This is a genomic window from Bacillus altitudinis 41KF2b, assembly GCF_000691145.1.
In the GTDB taxonomy this organism is placed as follows: Bacteria; Bacillota; Bacilli; order Bacillales; family Bacillaceae; genus Bacillus; species Bacillus altitudinis.
Window position 1 is genome coordinate 110447 of sequence record NZ_ASJC01000005.1, and the last position, 21336, is coordinate 131782.

25 protein-coding genes and 1 tRNA gene are annotated in these 21336 nt (G+C 40.2%); 21 read left to right on the forward strand and 5 right to left on the reverse strand.

Annotation, left to right across the window (positions count from 1 at the left end):
• Nucleotides 1-51 precede the first annotated feature (51 nt).
• From BA79_RS10700 to pstB (BA79_RS10720), 5 genes are all read left to right on the forward strand, one after another.
• Complete coding sequence (locus BA79_RS10700) at nucleotides 52-969, forward strand: phosphate ABC transporter substrate-binding protein (protein ID WP_007501261.1); 918 nt, start codon at nucleotides 52-54, stop codon at nucleotides 967-969.
• A 79-nt stretch (nucleotides 970-1048) separates the two neighbouring features.
• On the forward strand, nucleotides 1049-1975 hold the full coding sequence (pstC, locus tag BA79_RS10705) for a phosphate ABC transporter permease subunit PstC (RefSeq protein ID WP_017357999.1): 927 nt from the start codon (nucleotides 1049-1051) through the stop codon (nucleotides 1973-1975).
• Nucleotides 1975-2859, forward strand: a complete 885-nt coding sequence (pstA, locus tag BA79_RS10710) for a phosphate ABC transporter permease PstA (RefSeq protein WP_007501259.1) — start codon at nucleotides 1975-1977, stop codon at nucleotides 2857-2859. Before pstC ends, pstA begins: the two co-directional genes overlap by 1 nt.
• A gap of 23 nt (nucleotides 2860-2882) precedes the next feature.
• Nucleotides 2883-3695, forward strand: a complete 813-nt coding sequence (gene pstB / locus BA79_RS10715; RefSeq protein ID WP_007501258.1) for a phosphate ABC transporter ATP-binding protein PstB — start codon at nucleotides 2883-2885, stop codon at nucleotides 3693-3695.
• A 15-nt stretch (nucleotides 3696-3710) separates the two neighbouring features.
• Complete coding sequence (gene pstB, locus BA79_RS10720; protein WP_017367606.1) at nucleotides 3711-4493, forward strand: phosphate ABC transporter ATP-binding protein PstB; 783 nt, start codon at nucleotides 3711-3713, stop codon at nucleotides 4491-4493.
• A 45-nt stretch (nucleotides 4494-4538) separates the two neighbouring features.
• Here pstB (BA79_RS10720) and BA79_RS10725 read toward each other — a convergent pair whose 3' ends face one another.
• The gene (locus BA79_RS10725; protein WP_008342335.1) at nucleotides 4539-5039 is read right to left on the reverse strand and encodes an endolytic transglycosylase MltG; all 501 of its coding nucleotides are present in this window, start codon (nucleotides 5037-5039) and stop codon (nucleotides 4539-4541) included.
• Nucleotides 5036-5383 carry a hypothetical protein gene (locus tag BA79_RS10730; RefSeq protein ID WP_003217285.1) on the reverse strand — a complete coding sequence of 116 codons (348 nt, stop codon included), beginning with the start codon at nucleotides 5381-5383 and terminating at the stop codon, nucleotides 5036-5038. The genes BA79_RS10725 and BA79_RS10730 overlap by 4 nt, the downstream gene beginning before the upstream one ends.
• Before the next feature lie 451 nt (nucleotides 5384-5834).
• Between BA79_RS10730 and rpmG the strand changes: the two genes are divergently transcribed.
• The 11 genes from rpmG (at nucleotide 5835) to BA79_RS10780 (ending at nucleotide 15593) form a co-directional block, all read left to right on the forward strand.
• Entirely contained in the window at nucleotides 5835-5984 is a 150-nt protein-coding gene (gene rpmG, locus BA79_RS10735) for a 50S ribosomal protein L33 (RefSeq protein WP_008360061.1), read from the forward strand.
• Between the two features lie 48 nt (nucleotides 5985-6032).
• Complete coding sequence (locus BA79_RS10740) at nucleotides 6033-6593, forward strand: 5-formyltetrahydrofolate cyclo-ligase (RefSeq protein ID WP_035702759.1); 561 nt, start codon at nucleotides 6033-6035, stop codon at nucleotides 6591-6593.
• Nucleotides 6594-6672: 79 nt separating this feature from the next.
• Nucleotides 6673-7137 carry a hypothetical protein gene (locus BA79_RS10745; protein ID WP_007501250.1) on the forward strand — a complete coding sequence of 155 codons (465 nt, stop codon included), beginning with the start codon at nucleotides 6673-6675 and terminating at the stop codon, nucleotides 7135-7137.
• Nucleotides 7138-7237: 100 nt separating this feature from the next.
• On the forward strand, nucleotides 7238-7411 hold the full coding sequence (locus BA79_RS19455; RefSeq protein ID WP_017367602.1) for a hypothetical protein: 174 nt from the start codon (nucleotides 7238-7240) through the stop codon (nucleotides 7409-7411).
• An 86-nt stretch (nucleotides 7412-7497) separates the two neighbouring features.
• Complete coding sequence (locus BA79_RS10750) at nucleotides 7498-9036, forward strand: rhomboid family protein (protein WP_017367601.1); 1539 nt, start codon at nucleotides 7498-7500, stop codon at nucleotides 9034-9036.
• 70 nt (nucleotides 9037-9106) lie between these two features.
• A complete protein-coding gene (locus BA79_RS10755; RefSeq protein ID WP_008342322.1) occupies nucleotides 9107-9310 on the forward strand; it encodes a YqgQ family protein in 204 nt (67 codons plus the stop codon).
• A gap of 13 nt (nucleotides 9311-9323) precedes the next feature.
• Complete coding sequence (locus BA79_RS10760; protein ID WP_007501244.1) at nucleotides 9324-10277, forward strand: ROK family glucokinase; 954 nt, start codon at nucleotides 9324-9326, stop codon at nucleotides 10275-10277.
• A 212-nt stretch (nucleotides 10278-10489) separates the two neighbouring features.
• On the forward strand, nucleotides 10490-12409 hold the full coding sequence (locus BA79_RS10765; protein ID WP_017367600.1) for an LTA synthase family protein: 1920 nt from the start codon (nucleotides 10490-10492) through the stop codon (nucleotides 12407-12409).
• Between the two features lie 86 nt (nucleotides 12410-12495).
• Nucleotides 12496-13617, forward strand: coding sequence for a M14 family metallopeptidase (locus tag BA79_RS10770; RefSeq protein ID WP_035702762.1), 1122 nt, complete (start codon nucleotides 12496-12498; stop codon nucleotides 13615-13617).
• A gap of 330 nt (nucleotides 13618-13947) precedes the next feature.
• Nucleotides 13948-15201, forward strand: a complete 1254-nt coding sequence (locus BA79_RS10775; protein WP_035702765.1) for an MFS transporter — start codon at nucleotides 13948-13950, stop codon at nucleotides 15199-15201.
• Nucleotides 15202-15278: 77 nt separating this feature from the next.
• Nucleotides 15279-15593 carry an MTH1187 family thiamine-binding protein gene (locus tag BA79_RS10780; protein WP_008342314.1) on the forward strand — a complete coding sequence of 105 codons (315 nt, stop codon included), beginning with the start codon at nucleotides 15279-15281 and terminating at the stop codon, nucleotides 15591-15593.
• Between the two features lie 223 nt (nucleotides 15594-15816).
• Here BA79_RS10780 and BA79_RS19060 read toward each other — a convergent pair whose 3' ends face one another.
• On the reverse strand, nucleotides 15817-15990 hold the full coding sequence (locus tag BA79_RS19060) for a DUF2759 domain-containing protein (protein WP_003217333.1): 174 nt from the start codon (nucleotides 15988-15990) through the stop codon (nucleotides 15817-15819).
• Between the two features lie 160 nt (nucleotides 15991-16150).
• On the opposite strand from BA79_RS19060, the gene BA79_RS10790 reads away from it, so the two are divergent.
• The gene (locus tag BA79_RS10790) at nucleotides 16151-16789 is read left to right on the forward strand and encodes an MBL fold metallo-hydrolase (RefSeq protein WP_017357989.1); all 639 of its coding nucleotides are present in this window, start codon (nucleotides 16151-16153) and stop codon (nucleotides 16787-16789) included.
• A gap of 48 nt (nucleotides 16790-16837) precedes the next feature.
• Here BA79_RS10790 and BA79_RS10795 read toward each other — a convergent pair whose 3' ends face one another.
• Nucleotides 16838-17080 carry a DUF2626 domain-containing protein gene (locus BA79_RS10795; protein WP_003217440.1) on the reverse strand — a complete coding sequence of 81 codons (243 nt, stop codon included), beginning with the start codon at nucleotides 17078-17080 and terminating at the stop codon, nucleotides 16838-16840.
• 212 nt (nucleotides 17081-17292) lie between these two features.
• On the opposite strand from BA79_RS10795, the gene BA79_RS10800 reads away from it, so the two are divergent.
• On the forward strand, nucleotides 17293-17673 hold the full coding sequence (locus BA79_RS10800) for a Spx/MgsR family RNA polymerase-binding regulatory protein (RefSeq protein WP_007501232.1): 381 nt from the start codon (nucleotides 17293-17295) through the stop codon (nucleotides 17671-17673).
• Nucleotides 17674-17728: 55 nt separating this feature from the next.
• Here the strand turns inward: BA79_RS10800 and BA79_RS10805 are convergent.
• Nucleotides 17729-17799: transfer RNA gene (locus BA79_RS10805), tRNA-Gln, on the reverse strand.
• 99 nt (nucleotides 17800-17898) lie between these two features.
• Between BA79_RS10805 and BA79_RS10810 the strand changes: the two genes are divergently transcribed.
• From BA79_RS10810 to comGB, 3 genes are all read left to right on the forward strand, one after another.
• On the forward strand, nucleotides 17899-18768 hold the full coding sequence (locus BA79_RS10810) for an STAS domain-containing protein (protein ID WP_007501231.1): 870 nt from the start codon (nucleotides 17899-17901) through the stop codon (nucleotides 18766-18768).
• A 465-nt stretch (nucleotides 18769-19233) separates the two neighbouring features.
• Nucleotides 19234-20304, forward strand: a complete 1071-nt coding sequence (comGA, locus tag BA79_RS10815) for a competence type IV pilus ATPase ComGA (protein ID WP_017357987.1) — start codon at nucleotides 19234-19236, stop codon at nucleotides 20302-20304.
• Nucleotides 20285-21325, forward strand: a complete 1041-nt coding sequence (gene comGB / locus BA79_RS10820) for a competence type IV pilus assembly protein ComGB (protein WP_035702767.1) — start codon at nucleotides 20285-20287, stop codon at nucleotides 21323-21325. Before comGA ends, comGB begins: the two co-directional genes overlap by 20 nt.
• Nucleotides 21326-21336 lie beyond the last annotated feature (11 nt).

Here is a 21336-nt window from a genome sequence, read left to right on the forward strand (position 1 = left end):
AACCTTTAATGTATTACTCGTAGGACAAATTATTCAGGGGGTATTCTTGAAATGAAAAAGAACAAATTATGGCTGCTTACTTTCCTTACTATCGCATTGTTAGCATTCGTCACAGCATGCGGAAACAGCAGCTCAAGCGGAGATTCAAAAGACAGTAAAGGAAATGCTTCAAACAAAGATGAGGCATCAGGTTCCATTACCATCTCAGGATCATCTGCGATGCAGCCTTTAGTTCTTGCGGCAGCAGAAAAATTCATGGATAAACATCCAAAAGCCGATATTCAAGTACAAGCCGGCGGTTCAGGAACAGGACTTTCTCAAGTATCAGAAGGATCTGTACAAATTGGGAACTCAGATGTATTCGCAGAAGAGAAAGACGGAATCGACGCAAAAGCTTTAAAAGACCACAAAGTAGCAGTTGTTGGAATGGCCGCAGCTGTTAACCCTGAAGTTGGTGTCAAAGACATCACAAAGGACGAATTGAAAAAAATCTTCACTGGTAAAATCAAAAACTGGAAAGAGCTTGGCGGGAAAGACCAAAAAATCACACTTGTGAACAGACCAGACTCATCAGGAACTCGTGCAACATTTGTGAAATATGCACTTGACGGCGCGACACCTGCAGAAGGAATCACAGAGGATTCTTCAAACACAGTGAAAAAGTTGATTGCAGAAACACCAGGTGCGATTGGGTATCTAGCATTCTCTTATTTAACAGATGACAAAATTACACCGCTTAGCATTGATGGTGTGAAACCAGAAGAAAGCAATGTAGAAAGCGGTAAATATACAATTTGGGCATACGAGCACTCTTATACAAAAGGTGAGCCAGACGGTTTAGCAAAACAATTTTTAGATTACTTGATGAGTGACGAAGTACAAAAAGAAATCGTGAAAGACCAAGGCTACATCTCAGTCTCTAATATGAAAGTAGAAAGAGACGCAACAGGCAAACAAACAGATAAGTAAAAGGTCTTGAATTGATGATGAAGGAAAAGTGGAGCTTTTCACTTTTCCTTTTATGACATTCATAGGAGTGTAGAAAAAGATGAAACAGATAGAACATACAGAAGCGAGCGATCGACTGATCAGCTCGAAAAAAAATAGGCAAATGGATGAAGTAAGAGGAAGTATTTTGGTGAAATTTTGCGCATTCTTAATGATTGCTGTATCAATTGCCATCACAATCTTCCTTGGCATTAAGGGTTTACAATCTTTCATCGTAAATGGTGTAAGCCCAATTGAGTTCTTAACCAGTATCAATTGGAACCCTACAGCAGAAAATCCGCAATACGGCGCATTTCCGTTTATCTTTGGTTCAATCGCTGTCACGCTTCTATCAGCACTTATAGCAGCACCGCTAGGCATCGCAGGAGCGATCTTTATGACAGAAATTGCACCTGCATGGGGACGGAAAATTCTCCAGCCAGTGATTGAACTGCTTGTAGGGATTCCATCCGTTGTTTACGGATTCATAGGTCTTACAGTATTGGTGCCGTTTATTGGACACTTCAAGTCAAGCGGTTCAGGGCACAGTGTTTTAGCAGGAACGATTGTCCTGTCTATTATGATTCTGCCAACTGTTACATCCATTGCAACTGACGCAATGGCTTCACTTCCAAAAAGTTTACGTGAGGGATCGTATGCATTAGGCGCAACAAGATGGCAAACGATCAGACGTGTTCTTGTACCGGCAGCGCTTCCGACATTAATGACAGCAGTCGTGCTTGGAATGGCAAGAGCATTTGGAGAAGCCCTTGCCGTTCAGATGGTCATTGGAAACACGCGTAATCTACCAGAAAGTATTATGGACACAGCTGGTACATTAACAACCATTATTACGTTAAACATGGGACATACAACGTATGGAAGTGTTGAAAACAATACACTTTGGTCAATGGGACTTGTCCTTCTAGTTGTATCATTTATGTTCATACTCATTATCAGATACTTGTCATCTAGGAGGAAGATTTAATGAATAGCAAAATGACCGATCGTTTTGCCACAATTGTTTTTGGATTATGTGCCGCCATTATTACGGCGATACTTGTTGGCTTGTTTTCTTATATCATCTTCAACGGTGCCAAAGAATTAAATTTTGACTTTTTGACTACACGCTCAAGTGCGATTGGTTCTGGCGGCGGTATTAGGGATCAGCTGTTTAACTCGTTTTACATTCTATTTATTACGATGCTGTTTACCGTGCCTCTTGGCGTGGGCGGTGGGGTGTACATGGCAGAATATGCACCTCAAAACAAAGTGACTGATTTTATTCGTACATGTATTGAAGTGTTATCGTCTCTGCCATCGATCGTCATCGGTATGTTTGGTTTGCTGATGTTTGTTAATTTAACAGGATGGGGCTATACGATCATCGGAGGAGCCCTTGCGCTGACTGTCTTTAATCTGCCAGTGATGGTCAGGGTGACAGAAGATGCACTTCGATCTGTACCGAAGGATCAAAAGGAAGCATCGCTTGCGCTCGGTGTGACAAAGTGGCATACAGTGAAGACGGTTCTGATCCCAGGTGCGATTCCATCCATTATTACAGGAGCGATTTTAGCATCGGGAAGAGTTTTCGGTGAGGCGGCTGCTCTTCTTTTCACAGCAGGTCTTTCAACACCGCGTCTTGATTTTACAAACTGGAGTCCTTTCTCCGATACATCACCACTGAATATTTTTAGACCGGCAGAAACATTAGCCGTTCATATATGGAACGTCAATACACAGGGGATTATTCCAGATGCAGAGGCCATTGCAAATGGTGCATCAGCCGTACTTGTGCTCTCTGTATTAGTATTCAACTTAGCAGCTAGATGGCTTGGTTCATTTATTCATAAGAAGCTTACGTCAAAATAAATAGTGAGAGGTGTGAAGGGGATATGGTTCAAATGCTAGCAGAAAAAAAAGAGATTGCAGCAAAAAAGGCTCCACTTCAAGCGGAACAGATTCTACAGGTGCAGGATTTAAGTATTTATTATGGTGAAAAAAGAGCAGTCAATCAAATTTCATTTGAAATTGAAAAAAATGCAATTACTGCATTAATCGGCCCATCAGGGTGCGGAAAATCGACTTTTTTACGCAGCATTAACCGCATGAACGACCTAATTCCAGGTGCACGAAGTGAAGGGGCGATCATGTACGAAGGGTTAAATATTTTGGATGACCGTATTAATGTGGTGAATTTAAGAAGAGAAATCGGAATGGTCTTCCAAAAGCCAAACCCATTTCCTAAATCCATCTACAACAACATTACGCATGCGCTAAAATATGCGGGTGAAAAAAGGAAATCAGTGCTTGATGATGCGGTAGAAGAAAGCTTAACAAAGGCAGCGCTATGGGATGAGGTCAAGGATCGCTTGCACCGCTCTGCCTTATCATTATCAGGAGGCCAGCAGCAGCGCCTCTGTATTGCACGTACCCTTGCGATGAAACCTAGCGTGCTTTTATTAGATGAACCGGCTTCTGCCTTAGACCCGATCTCAAATGCAAAAATTGAAGAGCTATTATCGGAATTAAAACATGATTATTCGATTGTCATTGTCACACACAATATGCAGCAAGCGTTACGTGTATCTGATCATACAGCCTTTTTCCTGAACGGTGATCTAGTGGAATACGATGCGACTGAACGTATCTTTACACGTCCTGCGCAGCAAAAAACAGAAGACTATATTAATGGTCGATTCGGATAAGGCGGGTGGATTTTGATGAATGCAGTAGCAACTGAAACAGCCAAAAAAGAAGTGTTTCGTGTGAATGATATGAACCTTTGGTACGGACAACATCACGCACTGAAGCATATTGATTTAGACATTAAAGAGCATGAGGTCACAGCGATTATCGGTCCGTCCGGCTGCGGAAAGTCAACATTTATAAAGACCTTAAATCTCATGGTCAAAACAGTGCCAGGTGTGAAAATCACCGGGGATATGATGTATAACGGTGACAATATTTTAAAAGGCCGTGTCGATCTAGTGGAACTGCGTAAAAACGTCGGAATGGTCTTTCAAAAAGGAAACCCATTCCCTCAATCTATCTTTGATAATGTCGTCTACGGGCCAAGAATTCACGGGGTGAAGAGCAAGCAGCAATTGAAAGAAATCGCTGAAAAAGCGCTTCGTGATGTTGCCCTTTGGGATGAAGTGAAAGATCGATTAAGTGCGCCTGCATTAGGTCTTTCCGGCGGTCAGCAGCAGCGTCTTTGTATCGCAAGAGCCATTGCCACAAGCCCGGATATTCTATTAATGGATGAACCAACATCTGCGCTTGATCCTGTTTCAACATTAAAGATTGAAGAATTAATCATGAAATTGAAAGAGAAATATACGATTGCCATTGTGACGCATAATATGCAGCAAGCGGCAAGGGTATCAGACCGAACAGCGTTCTTCTTGATGGGCGAGCTTGTTGAGGTCAATGATACGAATGTGATGTTCTCAGAGCCAAATGATCAAAGAACAAATGATTATATATCAGGACGATTTGGATAATCAAAAACCCCCTGGAGGTCAATGCCGCCAGGGGGTTTTTTGATGTTATTTTGTTAAGGCTTTGACAATTTGTTTGAATGTCATACCTGTTTTTAAATTGAATTTGCCGGCACGAATTTCTTTATGGTAGCCTGCGTCTATCACGTAATCATTAAAATCTTTAGATGAGTTGATGATTCCGTCCTTTTCAAGCATGTCTGAAACATCACTTGTGCTCATACCGTTTTTAATCACGAATTTAACCGTTTTGCCTTTTGGCTTGTCCGTTGTTTGTTTATCGTTCTGAGAATCGCCGTCTTCATTTGCTTTCAGCGCTTTTTCTTTATAATCAAGAAGTTGTTGATATGTTTCACGGCTGACGGAGACTTCTTTTTTAGAGTCTAAGTAATTTTTCACGTCAGTGTCTGTCACTTTTGCTGCGAGGGTTTCTTTTGTTGTAGAATCAGCTGCCGCTTCATCTTTTCCAGTAAGGAAAAAGACGATCGCCAGAACACCAGTTGCAAGAATCATACCTGCTGCAAACGTTTGGATGCTTTTTTTCGTCATACAAGCACCCTCTCGTTGTCTTTAATGATCATGTTCACATCTTCTACAGATACATGCTCAGCGCGCGCAATCGCCTCAGGAGACATGCCATTTTGATGCTTTGAAATGATTTGTCTTGCAATAGATGGATCAATTTCTGAATGCTTGCGGACAACGATGTTTGTTTCAAGCAATTCTTCTTCAAGAACCTTCATTTTCTTTTTCAGTTTATAGATTTCTTGCATTGCAGATAGTTGAAGTGTTTCAAGTTCCTGTTCGACTTCTTTAATCGGCTCTCTTTGAAAATATGAGAATGCGATCAGTACAATACTGACAACAAGCAATCCGATAATTGCAATTTCCATGTTTCATCACCTTTTATTCATATTTTAATGCTGAAAGCCAAAAAAGGCTCTCATGATTGTTTCAGACAGTTTTCGACCCTTCTTTTTTATACCATAAAAAAGCTAGTTTCAAAAGGAATTGCTGAAAAAATCACCTTTTTTTCATCATTTTTCTTTTTATAGGTAAACTGAGTACGAAAACCTTGCCCGCTGTTAAAATAAAAGAAGACGGATCAGATGAAAAAAAGCTGTGGAACAAAGAAGGGGTTCTCATGTATACAGTACGACAAAGAACGTGTTTTTATAGGGGAGAAGGCGATTTTTCATCACATGACCAGACAATATGGATCAGGATGCGGGTGGAATGCATTGAAAAATGAAATTGGTGAAAAAACATTCTAGCATTCCTTAGCTAGAAGTGGTATTATAGTTAGGTCTGAATGTGAATTGATTTTAGTTTGGAGGGAAAAACATGCGCGTAAATATTACTCTAGCTTGCACTGAATGCGGTGAGCGTAACTATATTACTAAAAAGAATAAGCGAAACAATCCAGATCGCGTTGAATTCAAAAAGTATTGCTCACGTGATAAAAAACAAACTTTACATCGTGAAACAAAGTAAGCAGCAGGGAATTTTCCTGCTGTTTTTTTATGATGGGAGATGATCTGTGTGAAAAAAGAGCTTCGTCTTCAAACATTAGCTAAGCTTGATCAGATGAGTGCTAAGGAATTCGAGCGAAGCACCGCTTTCCTTCATGAGCACTTGTTTCAGCTGCCAGCATGGAAACATGCAAATACGATTGCGCTCACTATGTCTAGAGGAAAAGAGATACCGACAATGCCTCTGATTGAAAAAGCATGGCAGGAGGGGAAAACAGTATGTGTACCGACCTGTTTCCCGGAAACAAAAGAGATGACGTTTTATGAATATACACCGGAAACGAAGATGATATCCCGCTACTTTGGGCTAACAGAGCCAGACCCTCAGGTGTCGGCTGCTGTACATAAAGAAGAAATCGATTTGATCATTGTTCCTGGGGTATGCTTCGATCAACAAGGCTACCGTATTGGATTTGGGGGCGGCTATTATGACCGCTACTTAGCGGACTATCACGGTGTAACCATTGCCCTTTGTCTGTCATTACAGCAAATCGAGTATGTGCCGGCTGAAGCGCATGACATATCGGTGTCTATGATTGTCAGTGAAAAAGGTCTGTTATATCAAAAGTAAAAGTCCGCTGCTTGCCCATTGAACGGGCTTTTTGGCGTTTCATTAGAGTCATGGCATTTTAGCTGATAGGAGGTTCGTTTTGAAAAAATTTCGTGGAAAGAAAAGATACTTCCGCAATGTGTGGGAGGAAGTGAATACTTGTGACCTAATACTCGATCATGATTCATGGTTTTATTTTTGGCATACGCACCTTGATTTTTCTGGAGTTGGGGAAAATAGCTTAAAAATAAGAAGAGAGCATATAAAAGCTCATATCGCTTTATACAATAGGCTGCTAAAGCAGCTTGAAGCATTTAAAAAGCCATACCAAACATGGATTTGTATTCACGAACATGACCCTGGTTTAGACGCCGTATATGTTCATACGCCAAATCCGAACGACAATTACTTCCCTCATAAGATGGAAAAGTTAGAGGCGAATTGTAAGCTACCTCATACGTTCAAGGATTTAGTGGATCTTCATCAATTTGATGTTTCCTGTTATCAATCAGAGGGTGAAGAGGTTTTTTATATTCAATCAAAAGAACAGGGGATTAGATTGTGAAGGCTGGCTAATGAAAGGAACCATTCAAAGTGATAAAAACGATGGTTCATGCATAAACAAATCCTATTTAAGCCACGATACGAACATAGGAGGGAATATGATGAATAAAATGATTTGGAGCATTGTGTTCACACTGTTTGCATTCGTTCTTGTGCAAAATCGTTATCGGCTCATGAATTTGATCTTAGGTCAAAACCAAGTGCGTCACTTTTTTATTAAATGGCTGATGAAAATCCCATATTTTCGGACGAAATTTATTCGCCAAGCATTCTAATCCCGCAAAAGCCGGGATTTTTTTGTTGAGAAATGCGTATAAGAGTAATTCTTGCTATAATAATGTAAAAAATGGAGCGCGAATGAATGAATGTCATAGATAGTCTATTTTGGCGAGTGATTGATGAACTCAGACAAAAAGGATACGAGATGATTCAAAGTCCGTACCCAGAAGATGAAATCTTTTTTGAAGCACCACGAAACTCAGGATATGATCTCATCCGTCTCTATAGAAGAGATGTGAATTTTAGACAGGAGATCGTTCGAGATATGGAAGAGCAGGCCTTTCGGATGAATCAGTTGAGAGAAGCCATGCGTAAACGTTCTCTCCATCTCCTGCAGCTACAATTTACAGCTGATCATCCAGTAGATGATTGGGAAGACATAAACGGTCAACCGCAAAAACAGCAAAAGGTGACGGTGACACCTGTTTTACTGAATGAAGAAACCCTTCAAAACGATGGACACGAGCTGCAAAAATGGCTGAATACATCACTTTCGATTGATGTAGAAGAGGCGAAAGCAGATACAGCCGAAGATGTGATGCAGCTTAAAATGAACGTGCTTCAGGCATTTCAAGATCAGGAGAAGCAGCGTGAACGAGAACGGGCTGTTTTTCAAAATGGCAGACCGATTTTTACCTACTTGTTAATCGCAGTTCAAGTGGTGATGTTTCTTTTACTTGAATTATCTGGTGGAAGTACCAATACAGCCACTTTAACAGCATTTGGTGCGAAAAATAATATGCTGATTTTAGAGGGTGAATGGTGGCGTTTTGTGACACCTATGTTTTTACACATTGGTTTGACGCATTTACTCTTTAATACATTTGCTCTTTGGTCCGTTGGAGCGGCTGTTGAGAGAATTTATGGTTCAGGAAGATTTTTGCTCATTTATTTAATTTCCGGCATCTTTGGCTCCATAGCAAGCTTTGTGTTTAATACAGCCATCGCAGCAGGAGCATCAGGTGCGATCTTTGGCTGTTTAGGCGCATTGTTATATTTAGCGATTTCTAACCGGAAGCTCTTCTTTCGTACGATGGGGACAAATATTATCGTGATTATCCTCATCAACTTAGGGATAGGTTTCACTGTATCAGGGATTGATAATGCAGGGCATCTTGGGGGGCTCGCTGGGGGATTTTTAGCCGCTTTAGCGGTCCGTCTTCCTAAACAGTTTCAGCCTGTCAAAATGCTTCTTGCTAGTCTTCTTCTCCTCCTTATTGGCGGCTTTGGATTGTATACAGGGTTTCATTCAGACGATCAAAAAGAAGCGGCGGCAACTAGCGAGGCAGCGAGTTTATTTGATGAAAAGCACTATAGCGAAGCAAGTCAGCGTCTAGAGGAATATGTAAAGCAAAAGGATGCCTCAGCTGAAGCACTTCATATATATGCGCTTTCCGAAGCGCAGCTTGGACATCTTGACAAGGCCATTGAGTATTTGCAAAAGTCGCTTGAAAAAGATCCAAATGAGCCGAATAAATTGTATCACTTATCGTTGTTGTATGTAGAAAAAGGCGAGACAGCGGAAGCAGACGAATTCATCAAAAAAGCATTAAAACAAGATCCGCAAAATGACCAATTTTTAAAGTTGAAACAATATATTGAAAACACTCAAACACGTTGAATGACTTGACTGAAAGCGTATTTATGAATACGCTTATCCTATCTGTTGATTTAGAGAAATGGTGAAAATAATGAAAACGTTATATGATGTACAGCAGCTGCTCATGAGATTTGGAAATTACGTGTATTTCGGAGATCGTGAAGTGGAATTAGAATTTATGGCAGATGAATTGAAGGAAATGTACACATCGGGCATCATCGATCGAACTGAATGGTCAAACGCAATGACCATCCTTCAAATGGAACTAGCCAAATTAAATCGAAAAACAATGTGAAGGTGGAGGACATATGACAGGGGATTGGTTTGTAGGAGTTGATCTTGGCGGTACGACAATTAAGCTTGCGTTTATTAATCTTTATGGTGAAATTCAGCATAAGTGGGAGATTCCTACGGATAAATCTGGGCAGACAATTACAGTCGACATTGCCAAGTCAATTGACCATAAACTAGTTGAGATCAGCATGCCGAAATCAGCCCTAATTGGGATCGGTATGGGGGCACCTGGACCAGTGGATAAAGTATCCGGAATTGTCTATAAAACAACGAATCTGGGCTGGACAAACTATCCCTTGAAAGACCATTTAGAGGCAGAGACAGGACTTCCATCTGTCATTGAAAATGATGCAAACATTGCTGCACTCGGTGAAATGTGGAAGGGTGCAGGTGATGGCGCCAAAAACATCCTGATGGTTACACTGGGCACAGGGGTTGGCGGCGGTATTATTGTCAATGGAGAAGTGGTTCAAGGCGAAACAGGTGCTGGTGGAGAAATTGGTCATATTTGTGCCGTTCCATTTCAAGGAGCACCATGTAACTGCGGGAGAACAGGCTGTATTGAAACCATTGCGTCTGCTACAGGTATCGTCCGAATCGCAAAGGATACATTACAAACAAAGAGCCATACATCATCACTTGGCTCACTTACTTCGCTGTCTGCAAAGGATGTATTTGAGGCAGCAGAAAACGGAGACGAACTTGGGATGCGTGTCGTAGATGAAGTAACAACCCATCTTGGTCTGGTCCTTGCGAATCTAGCCAGTGCCTTAAACCCAACAAAAATCGTCATTGGCGGCGGTGTATCTAAAGCGGGCGAGCTTCTTCGCAGTAAAGTAGAGCGTGTCGTCAAACATCATGCCTTCCCGCCATGTGCTGAGGATGTTGAAGTGGTGATTGCCTCACTAGGAAACGATGCAGGCGTGATCGGCGGTGCATGGATGGCAAAAAACAAGTGGCTGTCTTGAACAAAAATGTCATAATGATGTCATTTTTATTAAAATCAGCGATAGATAGGCATGAAATTGAATGTTTAGCATATTCATAAGTTTGTCATGGGGAAAAAGACATTGATTTTCCAGCATAGACAGGATAAGATATACTTTAGTTATTTTTGAAGAAGCACCAATAATTGGGGATGTCCCTAACCTGAGTGCGTTTTTAGCATAAGGAGGTTACAATGCGAAAGAAAAGATTAAAGGCGATGTCATTTTTACTGATTGCGACTTTGTTAATGTGGGTGAAAACCTATGTTATCTATAAATCTAGCTTTAATATCAAAATTGAAAATTTCATGCAGGAATTTATCCTGTTTATTAATCCGCTTAGCTTTCTCTTGTTTATCTTCGGTATCGGTTTATTCTTTAAAGAAAAAAATCGCAATCGATATATCATCGTGACGAGTTTTGTTCTGACATTTATTTTGTTAGCTAACATTGTATTTTATCGATTCTACAGTGATTTTCTAACCATCCCCGTCCTATTTCAAACAAACAATATGGGTGACCTCGGGTCAAGTATTACCTCTTTAATTGAACCAGTTGATTTTCTGATGTTTGTTGATATCATCATTTTAATTTGGCTCTATAAAAAACAGCCTTCCTTTAGAACAGATGTAATGATTTCACGTAAGGGACGTGCAGCTTATTATTTATTTGTGGCAGCCACTTTCTTCTTTAACCTTGGTCTGGCTGAAACAGAAAGACCAGAGCTGTTAACTCGTTCATTTGACCGTGAGATGCTAGTGAAAAACATCAGCTTATATAACTTCCATATTTATGATGGGGTTCTGCAATCGAAGCAATCCGCTCAGCGAGCACTTGCCGACAGCAATAGCTTAACGGAAATTGAAAACTATGTAAGCGCAAATCAAACAGACCGTAATGAAAAGACGTTTGGTCAAGCAAAAGGACGAAATGTCATTTTAGTATCGCTTGAGTCTACCCAGAGCTTTGTGATCAATGAAAAATTAAATGGGAAAGAGATCACGCCGTTCTTAAACAAATTGATCAAGAAAAGCTACAATTTCAGTAATTTCTATCATCAAACGGGTCAAGGAAAAACATCCGACTCCGAGTTTATTGTTGATAATTCACTCTATCCGCTTGGAAGAGGAGCTGTATTTTTCACAAATCCAAGCAACGAGTTCAAAGCCGCACCTGAGTTGTTAAAAGAGGAAGGCTATCATTCTTCTGTTATTCATGCGAATAACAAAAGTTTCTGGAACCGTGACCTGATCTATGACAGCTTTGGCTACGACAAATTTTTTGATATTAAATCATTCGATGTAAATGAAGAAAATTCAGTTGGCTGGGGACTAAAAGATGGTCCGTTTTTTGAGCAGTCAGTGGATTTAATGAAAACGATCCCGCAGCCGTTCTATACGAGATTGATTACATTAACGAACCATTTTCCATTCGACTTAGATGAAGAAGATAAGCTCATTGATGAATATGACTCAAAGAGCAAAACGTTGAACAAATACTTCCCTACAGTGCGTTATCAAGATGAGGCACTCAAGCTTTTCTTTAAAAAAATGAAGGAAGCAGGGTTATACGATAACTCCATTTTTGTGTTATATGGGGATCACTACGGGATTTCTGAAAACCATAACGAAGCAATGGGACAATTCTTAAACAAAGACATTACACCTTTTGAAGAAGTTCAGCTTCAAAAAGTACCATTTGTTGTACACATTCCTGGTATCACGGATAAACATCCAAAAGAGATTGATACAGTTGGCGGCCAAGTGGATATCCGTCCAACAGTCATGAACCTTCTAGGAATCGATACAAGTAAGCAAATTCAATTTGGTCATGACCTATTATCAAAAGATACAAATGACTTCACAGTGCTTCGAGATGGAAGTTTTATTACGAAGGACAGTGTTTTCACAGCTGGTGTGTGCTACAACAAAGAAACGGGTGAGCCGAGAGAAGATGAGTCTGGTTGTCAGTCTTATGAAGAAAAGGCAAAGCAGGAGCTTCAATTCTCTGATCAAATTATCTATGGAGATCTCCTTAGATTTTATGACCGAAACAACTCGGACCATTCACCATCTAAAAAAGAAGATGACACTGAGCTAAAAAAGGCGTCTTAATTTAAAAGAAAACCTCTGCTATTTACATGCAGAGGTTTTCTTTTTTTACTTACTGGTTCATATAGTGTGAGAGGGGAGGGATGTAAATGAAAAAGTCGTTTGGCACAATTGAATGGCATCTGGGTGAAGCAAGGAAGGAGGATGTGGCAAAGCAGCTTGGTATAGGGAAAGAAGCTTTCCGTTTATCCAATCAGTCAAATACGGATCACCTCCTTTTACCTGGGTATAGACTTCCAGAAGGGACCCATTCATTTCAATCGGTAGGTGATGTGCAAAGCTTCATTGCGCCTTACCGGCTCCAGCAATCAGATGATTGGATCAGCGGAACATTTGAATATGATAGCACTCACTTAGAAGGAGAGCTTCAATATTTGAAAGCTGTTTTTCCTTTTCTTCAGATGAGTGTGATTGGTCAATCAGTGCTTGATACGCCCATTTATGAAATCCGTACGGAGCCTGTACAACATTTACATTCCATACATGTTAATGCCTCTTTTCATGCAAATGAATGGATCACGACCTCTGTTTTATTAAAATGGCTTAAATCACTTTGTTTAGCGGCCTCTGATCCAGTGCAAGCAAGACATCATGAAGCGGTTCGTATATTGCAGACTACTGCTTTGTCTATTGTCCCGATGGTAAATCCAGACGGTGTTGATTTGGTTCGCAATGGTCCAGAATCTTTAGGGCTGTGCGGTGAGGAGTTCGCGCCGCTAAATGGTGGATTTTCCGATTATCGAGAATGGAAGGCGAATATTCGAGGAATTGATTTAAACAATCAATTTCCTGCCTATTGGGAAATCGAATATTATCGTAATAAGCCGAAGGCACCGTCTTATAGGGATTTCCCAGGGCATCAGCCGTTAACAGAACCAGAAGCGAAAGCAATGGCACATCTCGCTTTAAGAAAACGCTTTGATCGAATGATTGCCCTTCATACACAAGGAGAAGAGATATACTGGGGGTTTCTTGGCCACGAACCGGCCATTTCAAAAGAGACGGTCGAACGGTTAGAACGGGTGAGTGGTTACAAAGCGATTCAATATCTTGATAGCTATGCAGGTTATCGAGATTGGTTTATTTATCAATGTAAAAGTGAGGGCTATACGGTGGAACTTGGGCGAGGAAAGAACCCGCTTTCTATGAGTCAATTTGATTCGATCTATGAAAAAACAAAGCGGTTATTGTGGGAAGCATGTAAGTATTAAAAGCACCTAATTGGTGCTTTCAGCGTGTAGACAAACCCTCGCATTCTTTGTCAGTCCTGCGTGCCGGTGCTCACGAAGGTAAAAGTCTCTCCGCACCAGTACTCGTCCTTCCTAGGGCTGCAAAGGTTTTCTATCACGCTGAAAAGAAGACAAAGGGCTAAAATTAAGTTCATTTTCGCCCTTTGTCAACAATCTTTTAATCCGTTCAAACCAATCAATTTCTTATGGTCAATAAAAACCGTGCTGATGTGATTGACGAGAGCATCCCTGTAAGCTATTGTGAAAGAGTGGTTGTAAAAAAAAGGATATGAATTAGGGAGATGTCGATGATTGAATGCTCAAAGCCTGTGGAAACGGAATTTTACTTATCTATTTGTTTCTAAAATGTGTAAAATTACTGCTGATAGTTTATCTTTTAACACCATTTTGTGGCTTTTAGTGCTAGGGGGAAAAGGAGCAATTGGAACAGCATTTTTTATTGCCGTTAGTTTTGTCCCTCAAGCCATTATTGGGCCGTTTATTACCCCAATGATGAAGCCGCATCAATTGAAATTTTGGATGTGCTTTGCTGATTTAACTCGGGCGGCGATTATACTTGTGATTGTGGTGAGTTACTTTTATGATTTTTCTCCTTTGGCACTCATCATTGCCGGTATGTTGCTGCATTCAGCGACTGGTGGTTCCTATGAACCAGCTTCCGTGTCCATTATTCCAAAGCTTGTGCATGAAGATGTGATACAAAAGGCGAATGCAACCATTCAATCAGCCAGTCATGTGGTCAGGCTTGTGACTGTGACGATTTGTGGTGTCATGATTGCATTTGTAGGGGTAGGATATACAATGCTTGTCATTATTCCTCTTTACCTCATGTCTGCTTTGCTGGTTTTGCTGATTACATATAAAACGGAAGCGATCATGGATAAAGGAAAAAAAGGATTATCATACGGAAAACGATTAATAAGAGGATTTTCACTTGTGAAAAGTCATCATATTTTGTTTCCATTAGCCATTTTTTGTGTCTGCTCCAATTTTGCTGCGGCACCGTGGGAGGCATTGTCGGTTATTTATTTAACAGAAGATTTACATAGTGGACCAGTAGTATATTCATTCATCAAAGTGACCACGGCATTAGGTGCATTTTTGATGGGATTCGTTTTAACAAAGGTGAAAGTGAATCGATACGGTCTGTTGTTTATCGGGGCAGGGATCGTTGATGGAATTGCATTTTTCATTACAGGGATGAATGCTTTATTACCACTTGTGTTTATATCTGCATTTGCCTTAGGTGCAGCCATCAGTGCAGTCAATGTACCTGAACATACGATGATTCAATTGTCAGTAAAAGCGGAGGATCAGCCGCAAGTGTATGCGATTATTAACATGATCTCGTATTTAATGATACCGTTAGGCGCTCTCATTGGTGGTTATATGGCGACGTTATTCGGTTCAGGTTATGTCATTGCAGCAGGAGGACTGATAGAGGCTATTTCAGGTATATGCTTGCTCCTTTTCACGAATATTGGGAAGGTAGAGAGAGCAGATTTGACGATAGAACGGGACAAACCAAGCTTAAACGCCACATGATCATGGCATTTTTGAATCACGATGGGTTACAATGAGAACGAGAAAGAAATAGGATATCATTGAAAGGAGCAAGAACCATGGCGATAGCAGATGTCACCATCATTCCAATAGGCACTGATACACCAAGCGTGAGTGCTTATGTAGCAGACGTACAAAGACTGTTAGAGGGCTTTCAACAAGAAGGGAAAATCAAATATCAGCTCACACCAATGAATACTTTAATTGAAGGGGAGCTATCCGTTTTATTTGAGGTCATTCAGCGTATTCATGAAGCTCCATTTGAAAAGGGTTTACACCGAGTAGCAACCAATATCCGCATAGATGACAGAAGAGATCAAACGACCACCCTTTCAAGCAAATTAGAAAGCGTGAATAAACATTTGAATCAATAGAAAAAGCCTGCTGATTGCAGGCTTTTAGCGTGTAGACAAACCCTCGCATTCGTTGTCAGTCCTGCGTGCTGGTGCTCACGAATATCAAATTCGCTCCGCGCCAGTACTCGTCCTTCCTAGACTGCAAAAGGTTTTCTATCACGCTAAAAAGAAGACAAAGGGCTAAAATCAAGTTCATTTTAGCCCTTTGTCAACAATCTGAAAGCCTGCTGATTGCAGGCTTTTAATGTGCAGTTGGATAACCGCTATAGATGATGGTCATGACGGTAAACCATCCAAAAACCAAAAATGTGGCGCCAGCGAAAGCAATGGCCAGTACGTTCACTTTTTTGAGTGAGCGATAGATGCCGAGAGCGGCTAAAATCGTGACTAGACCAAAAATAATGACGAGCATCATATGAAAGTCCCCCTTTGTCATCAATCCCCTTGATTTCCTTTCTTTTCATTTTAACCGTTTTCATAAAGCTTGTCGAGTACATTCAAGTTGACGATTGTTTGAATTTTTATTGAATAGCCTTCATAATAAAAAAGAATGAAAAAAGTAGTAGGTGATGAAAATGAATTGGAGAAGAATGCCGCTAGGTTATGTGCAAGCGAACGCATATATTTGGAAAAATGAACAGGGAGAATGTTTAATTTTTGATCCAGGCGGCGAAGCGCAAAAGCTAATTTCTTATGTGAAAGAAAAACAGCTGAAACCTCTTGCTGTCTTATTGACACATGCCCATTTTGATCATATTGGTGCAGCAGATGAGGTGCGTCAAGAATGGGGAATTCCGCTTTATGTCCATGAAAAGGAAAAAGAATGGCTGACAAATGCTCAGCTAAACGGTTCAGCTCGACTAATTGGTAACGGAATTACGGTCAAAGAAGCTGAACAATTGATTACGTCAGAAGGACCTCTTCAAATTGGATCGTTTACATTAGAAATGTTCCACACACCAGGTCATTCACCTGGCAGTGTGTCTTACTATTCAGCGGAAGAGGGATTTGTGATTTCTGGTGATACTTTATTCCAAGGCGGTATCGGGAGAACTGATTTAACGGGTGGTAATCAAGACGTGCTACTTCAATCGATACATGACAAATTGTTGTCATTGCCAGAATCAACTCTTGTGTTAAGTGGACATGGCGAGGAAACAACTGTGCTTACAGAACAGGAGCAAAATCCGTTTATCAATGGGTTTTCTTTATAATCGCACGCACGAAAAAAGCATCTCTTTCAAAGGAGATGCTTTTTTCTATTAATGTCCGGTACCGGGAACCATGATGAAAATCGAATAATATGTAAATCCGGCAAAGAAAATCGTCAAGTACGCTCCGAAAATGTAAATATACATTCTTTCGGATAAATTCAAGTAGGATAAAAATACAAAAAGAACGGTTTGACCGAAGAACAGCAAGGATGCATCTTTCATATGTCCTAAATAGAACATGACAGCAAAAATACCCGTCCAAAACCCAAGAACGCGGAACATGCGATTCATTTCTTTCCCTCCCCTTAAAAAACCCCTTTGATTCATATTATAGCTGATGATCACTTGTTATGTAAACATTTACATTTTTGACAACGTGTGAACATTCATTCTTTCGTTAGAAAAAATTTTTTTGAAAAAGTGATGAAAAAGTGTTTATGCCTAAATTTATGAGGGTACTTAGTCCATAAGAGAAAAGGTTAACGACCTAAGGAGGAAGACTAATGAGTGACATTACTTTTTATTCATACCCAAGCTGCACGTCTTGCCGCAAAACAAAACATTGGTTAAAGGCGAATCAAATTGATTTTAAAGAGCGTCACCTTTTCAGAGAAACGCCAACACTAGACGAATTGAAAAAAATCCTTTCCTTAACAACAGAAGGAATGGATGAAATTTTAGCTACTCGAAGCCAAGCTTTTAAAAGCTTAAATTTAAATATTAATGATTTAAAAGTAAATGAGGTACTTCAGCTTCTCATTGAAAAGCCAAAGCTGCTCCGGAGACCTATTATCATTGATGGAAATAAATTAGTGGTCGGCTATAATCCAGGAGAACTCATGAAAATTTCAAAAAAGAAAGCGATTCATCAATCGGTTTCCTAATCAAAAACGAAGATCAGCTGAATGATGTTTCAGCCGTCTTCGTTTTTGTGCTGAACTGGGCTAGCTGGGTTCGAACCAACGATCACGGAGTCAAAGTCCATTGCCTTACCACTTGGCTATAGCCCAATATGAAACGTGTAATGCTATTGTTCACCATCTGCGGTCATTTATACATAAAAAGTTGGTTGTCACTAGTTGTAAGTGAAAAAGGAGCGAACGACAGAAATGAAAAATGAAAAATCTGAGCAATTATATGAATTTATTCTTAAAGAAGCCCCTGTCATGACCGAAGAATGGCTGAAAACAAGAACAGAAGAAGGCTCATTATACTCCAAACATGCTTCAGAGGAGACAGAAAAGAAGCTGAAAGAACAAAACACAGCATTTATTCAAACGATTGCAGCAACGTTAGTCACGCTATCAGATAAAGTAGAAGACCACCTAAAAAAGTGGTCGGTTGATATTGCCCGCGATCGAGCTGTTCATGAAGTACCTTTATATGAAATCATCGGACAATTTAAGGTGTTCCGTCACATTTTTTGTTCCAGAATTGAGACCTTTACACAACAAACGGAGCTTGAAGTGACACTCAAAGATGTGTGCGATTGGAATCAGCATTTTCACGCAACATTTGATGACATGATTGCACGTTTATCAGAAGAGTATGACCGCGTGACAATCAATCAGCTTAATGCACAAAGAGAAATGATTCAAGAGCTTAGTGCGCCTGTTATTCCAGTTTCAAAAGAGATCGGTATTTTGCCGCTAATTGGCGAAATTGATACGTACAGGGCGAAAATCATTTTGGAATCAGTACTAGAACAGGCATCTAGACTGCGTCTAACCCATTTATTTATTGATATATCTGGCGTTCCTGTTGTTGATACGATGGTTGCTTATCAGCTGTTTAAAGTGGTTGATAGTGCGAAGTTGCTAGGAATTGAGACGATTATATCAGGCATTCGACCAGAAATCGCTCAAACTGTAGTGAAACTCGGCATTGATTTCTCAAAAGTAAATACTGAACACAGCCTTGCAAAAGCTTTAGAAAAAAGAGGCTTTCGTATCTTTGAAGAGCAGCAAGAAGCAACGTGAACCAAAAAATGTTACTAGTAAAAGTAACGGGTACGTTGACAAGGAGAAACAATATAATGAGCATATGGATGAGATGACCAATTCGCATACAGATTTGGTCTCTTTTTTTATCCATAAATCAGACACGAAAGGATATTCTTTATCTTCAAATCAGTAACCTATTAAGGAGGATTAAATTTGGAGACACCTCCTTGTAACAGATCATCCATAATGAAAGAACAAAATGAAATAATGATGATCATCAAAAAAGAGGTGCCAGTAGCACTTCTTTTTTATTTTCTCCTCTGAACGGAACCCGTTGTTGTAAAAGTCAAATTTTTTGATATGTCTTTCTGTTATTTATAGATGAAATACACCTCAAATTGAACATTTTTAACCCTCTTCAGTCATGAAAATCATGAAATACGTTTTTGTCAGGCACGTTCCACCATCATACAATATGGTCACTGAAAGGAGTGAACACACTTGTATGGTATTGAATATTTGGGGCAAGAGCTGCTAGAAGAGGCGTGCCGCATGAGAGCATCTGATGTGCATATTGTTCCGAGAGAAAAGGAAGCTTCAGTCTCTTTTCGTGTAGACGCTGACCTCATTCAGCAGCGGATCATTGACAAAAAGAGCGGAGAGCGGCTCATTGCTCATTTCAAATTTTTATCTTCTATGGATATTGGTGAAAGAAGGAGACCACAAAATGGATCATTGGCTGTGATGTTAAGACGCGGTCAAGTGTTTGTTCGGCTTTCTACATTACCGACTGTAAATGATGAAAGTTTAGTGATTCGGATTTTACCGCAGGATCATGTTCCGAAAACAAAGTATTTGTCACTGTTCCCGAAGGCTTCAGCGAGATTATTATCGTTTCTGAATCATTCGCATGGGCTCATTTTATTTACTGGACCAACAAATTCAGGGAAAACGACAACACTTTATTCATTGATCCAGTTTGCCAAAAAACATTTTAATCGAAATATTATTACCCTTGAAGATCCTGTGGAAACAAGAAATGAAGAAGTGCTGCAGGTTCAAGTAAATGAAAAAGCTGGTATCACGTATGCGGCAGGTTTACGCGCTATTTTAAGACATGATCCAGATATGATTGTGCTTGGAGAAATAAGAGATGCGGAAACAGCGAGAACAGCTATTAGAGCAGCTTTGACAGGTCATTTAGTCATGAGCACACTGCACGCAAAGAATGCAAAAGGAGCTCTTTATCGAATGCTCGAATTTGGTGTGACGATGAATGAACTCGAACAAACAATGGTTGCCATTGCTGCTCAGCGGTTAATCGAACTCGCATGTCCATTTTGCGGCGAAACGTGTGAGCTTTATTGCAAACTAAATCGGCCAGTCAGACGAACAAATGTATTTGAATTGCTTTACGGAAAGGAGCTTGGTGAGTGTATCAAAGAGGCAAAAGGTGAATACGCTCATTCGTCATACGAAACACTGCAAAGATTAATTCGGAAAGGAGTGGCACTCGGCTATTTATCAAAAAGCACATATCATCGATGGGTTTATGAAGAAGCGAGCCTCTAAATCCTGGTCTAAAAAAGAACAAGCTGAATTCTTATCGAAACTGGCTCAATTGATTCAAGCCGGATATACATTGGTTGATGCACTAACGATGGTGAATATTCAATTATCAAAAAAACAGCAACAGCGTTTAACGCCAGGCATTCAGTGGCTGCTTGAAGGGGAGCCTTTTTACGTTGTGCTTGAGCGACTTCATTTTCAGCGGGAAGCCGTCGCTATTCTTTGTTTTTCAGAGAAACATGGCAGCCTAGCGCGAGCTCTTGAACAAAGCGCCCGTTTTTTAGAGAGAAAAATTATGCAGATAGACACATTCAAGCGCATGTTACGATATCCAATTTTTCTTATGTTTACGGTTTTTGTTGTGCTCATCATTGTTCAGCAAATGATCGTCCCTCAATTTTCTTTATTATATTCATCTATGAATACAAGCATGTCATGGCTCATTCAAGGAATGTTTGGCCTCTTTCAATTCCTACACGCTTTGCTGCTCATGATCGGTTGTATATGTATCTGTCTTTTTGGATATTATGAGCTTTTTTTTAAGAAAAAATCGACCCTTGAGAAACTGAAAGTCATCAGCAGGCTGCCGGTGGTATTTAAAGGGGTGCAGCTGATGCATACGTATCTTTTTTCCCTTCAGCTAAGCGGACTTCTTCAAGCTGGGTTATCGATTTACGAAAGTTTGCAAGCTTTTAAACAGCAGACCTATTTACCCTTCCTTCAAGAAATGTCTGAACAAATGATAGGAGAGTTAAGAAAAGGTGAGAGTATGGAACATCAAATAAGCCGGTCTCCTTTTTTCGAAAGGCATTTTGCGGCTGTCATTAAGCATGGGGAAGCAAGTGGGATGCTAGCAAGAGAAATGTACACATATAGTCAATTTCTTTTAGAGAATGCAGAATTGAAAATTGAAAAATGGGTTTCATGGCTGCAGCCTGTCATCTATGGCTTAACAGCATTTCTTATACTCATTGTGTATTTATCTATTCTTTTACCAATGTATCAACTAATGGAACAAGTGTGAAAAGGAGGACT

Excerpts from the sequence above, each read along its gene's own strand:
- BA79_RS10700 (WP_007501261.1), top strand. The coding sequence starts at position 52 with ATGAAAAAGAACAAATTATGGCTGCTTACTTTCCTTACTATCGCATTG.
- pstC (WP_017357999.1), top strand. The coding sequence starts at position 1,049 with ATGAAACAGATAGAACATACAGAAGCGAGCGATCGACTGATCAGCTCG.
- pstA (WP_007501259.1), top strand. The coding sequence starts at position 1,975 with ATGAATAGCAAAATGACCGATCGTTTTGCCACAATTGTTTTTGGATTA.
- pstB (WP_007501258.1), top strand. The coding sequence starts at position 2,883 with ATGGTTCAAATGCTAGCAGAAAAAAAAGAGATTGCAGCAAAAAAGGCT.
- pstB (WP_017367606.1), top strand. The coding sequence starts at position 3,711 with ATGAATGCAGTAGCAACTGAAACAGCCAAAAAAGAAGTGTTTCGTGTG.
- BA79_RS10725 (WP_008342335.1), bottom strand. The coding sequence starts at position 5,039 with ATGACGAAAAAAAGCATCCAAACGTTTGCAGCAGGTATGATTCTTGCA.
- BA79_RS10730 (WP_003217285.1), bottom strand. The coding sequence starts at position 5,383 with ATGGAAATTGCAATTATCGGATTGCTTGTTGTCAGTATTGTACTGATC.
- rpmG (WP_008360061.1), top strand. The coding sequence starts at position 5,835 with ATGCGCGTAAATATTACTCTAGCTTGCACTGAATGCGGTGAGCGTAAC.
- BA79_RS19455 (WP_017367602.1), top strand. The coding sequence starts at position 7,238 with ATGAATAAAATGATTTGGAGCATTGTGTTCACACTGTTTGCATTCGTT.
- BA79_RS10750 (WP_017367601.1), top strand. The coding sequence starts at position 7,498 with ATGAATGTCATAGATAGTCTATTTTGGCGAGTGATTGATGAACTCAGA.
- BA79_RS10755 (WP_008342322.1), top strand. The coding sequence starts at position 9,107 with ATGAAAACGTTATATGATGTACAGCAGCTGCTCATGAGATTTGGAAAT.
- BA79_RS10760 (WP_007501244.1), top strand. The coding sequence starts at position 9,324 with ATGACAGGGGATTGGTTTGTAGGAGTTGATCTTGGCGGTACGACAATT.
- BA79_RS10765 (WP_017367600.1), top strand. The coding sequence starts at position 10,490 with ATGCGAAAGAAAAGATTAAAGGCGATGTCATTTTTACTGATTGCGACT.
- BA79_RS10770 (WP_035702762.1), top strand. The coding sequence starts at position 12,496 with ATGAAAAAGTCGTTTGGCACAATTGAATGGCATCTGGGTGAAGCAAGG.
- BA79_RS10780 (WP_008342314.1), top strand. The coding sequence starts at position 15,279 with ATGGCGATAGCAGATGTCACCATCATTCCAATAGGCACTGATACACCA.
- BA79_RS19060 (WP_003217333.1), bottom strand. The coding sequence starts at position 15,990 with ATGATGCTCGTCATTATTTTTGGTCTAGTCACGATTTTAGCCGCTCTC.
- BA79_RS10790 (WP_017357989.1), top strand. The coding sequence starts at position 16,151 with ATGAATTGGAGAAGAATGCCGCTAGGTTATGTGCAAGCGAACGCATAT.
- BA79_RS10795 (WP_003217440.1), bottom strand. The coding sequence starts at position 17,080 with ATGAATCGCATGTTCCGCGTTCTTGGGTTTTGGACGGGTATTTTTGCT.
- BA79_RS10800 (WP_007501232.1), top strand. The coding sequence starts at position 17,293 with ATGAGTGACATTACTTTTTATTCATACCCAAGCTGCACGTCTTGCCGC.
- BA79_RS10810 (WP_007501231.1), top strand. The coding sequence starts at position 17,899 with ATGAAAAATGAAAAATCTGAGCAATTATATGAATTTATTCTTAAAGAA.
- comGB (WP_035702767.1), top strand. The coding sequence starts at position 20,285 with ATGAAGAAGCGAGCCTCTAAATCCTGGTCTAAAAAAGAACAAGCTGAA.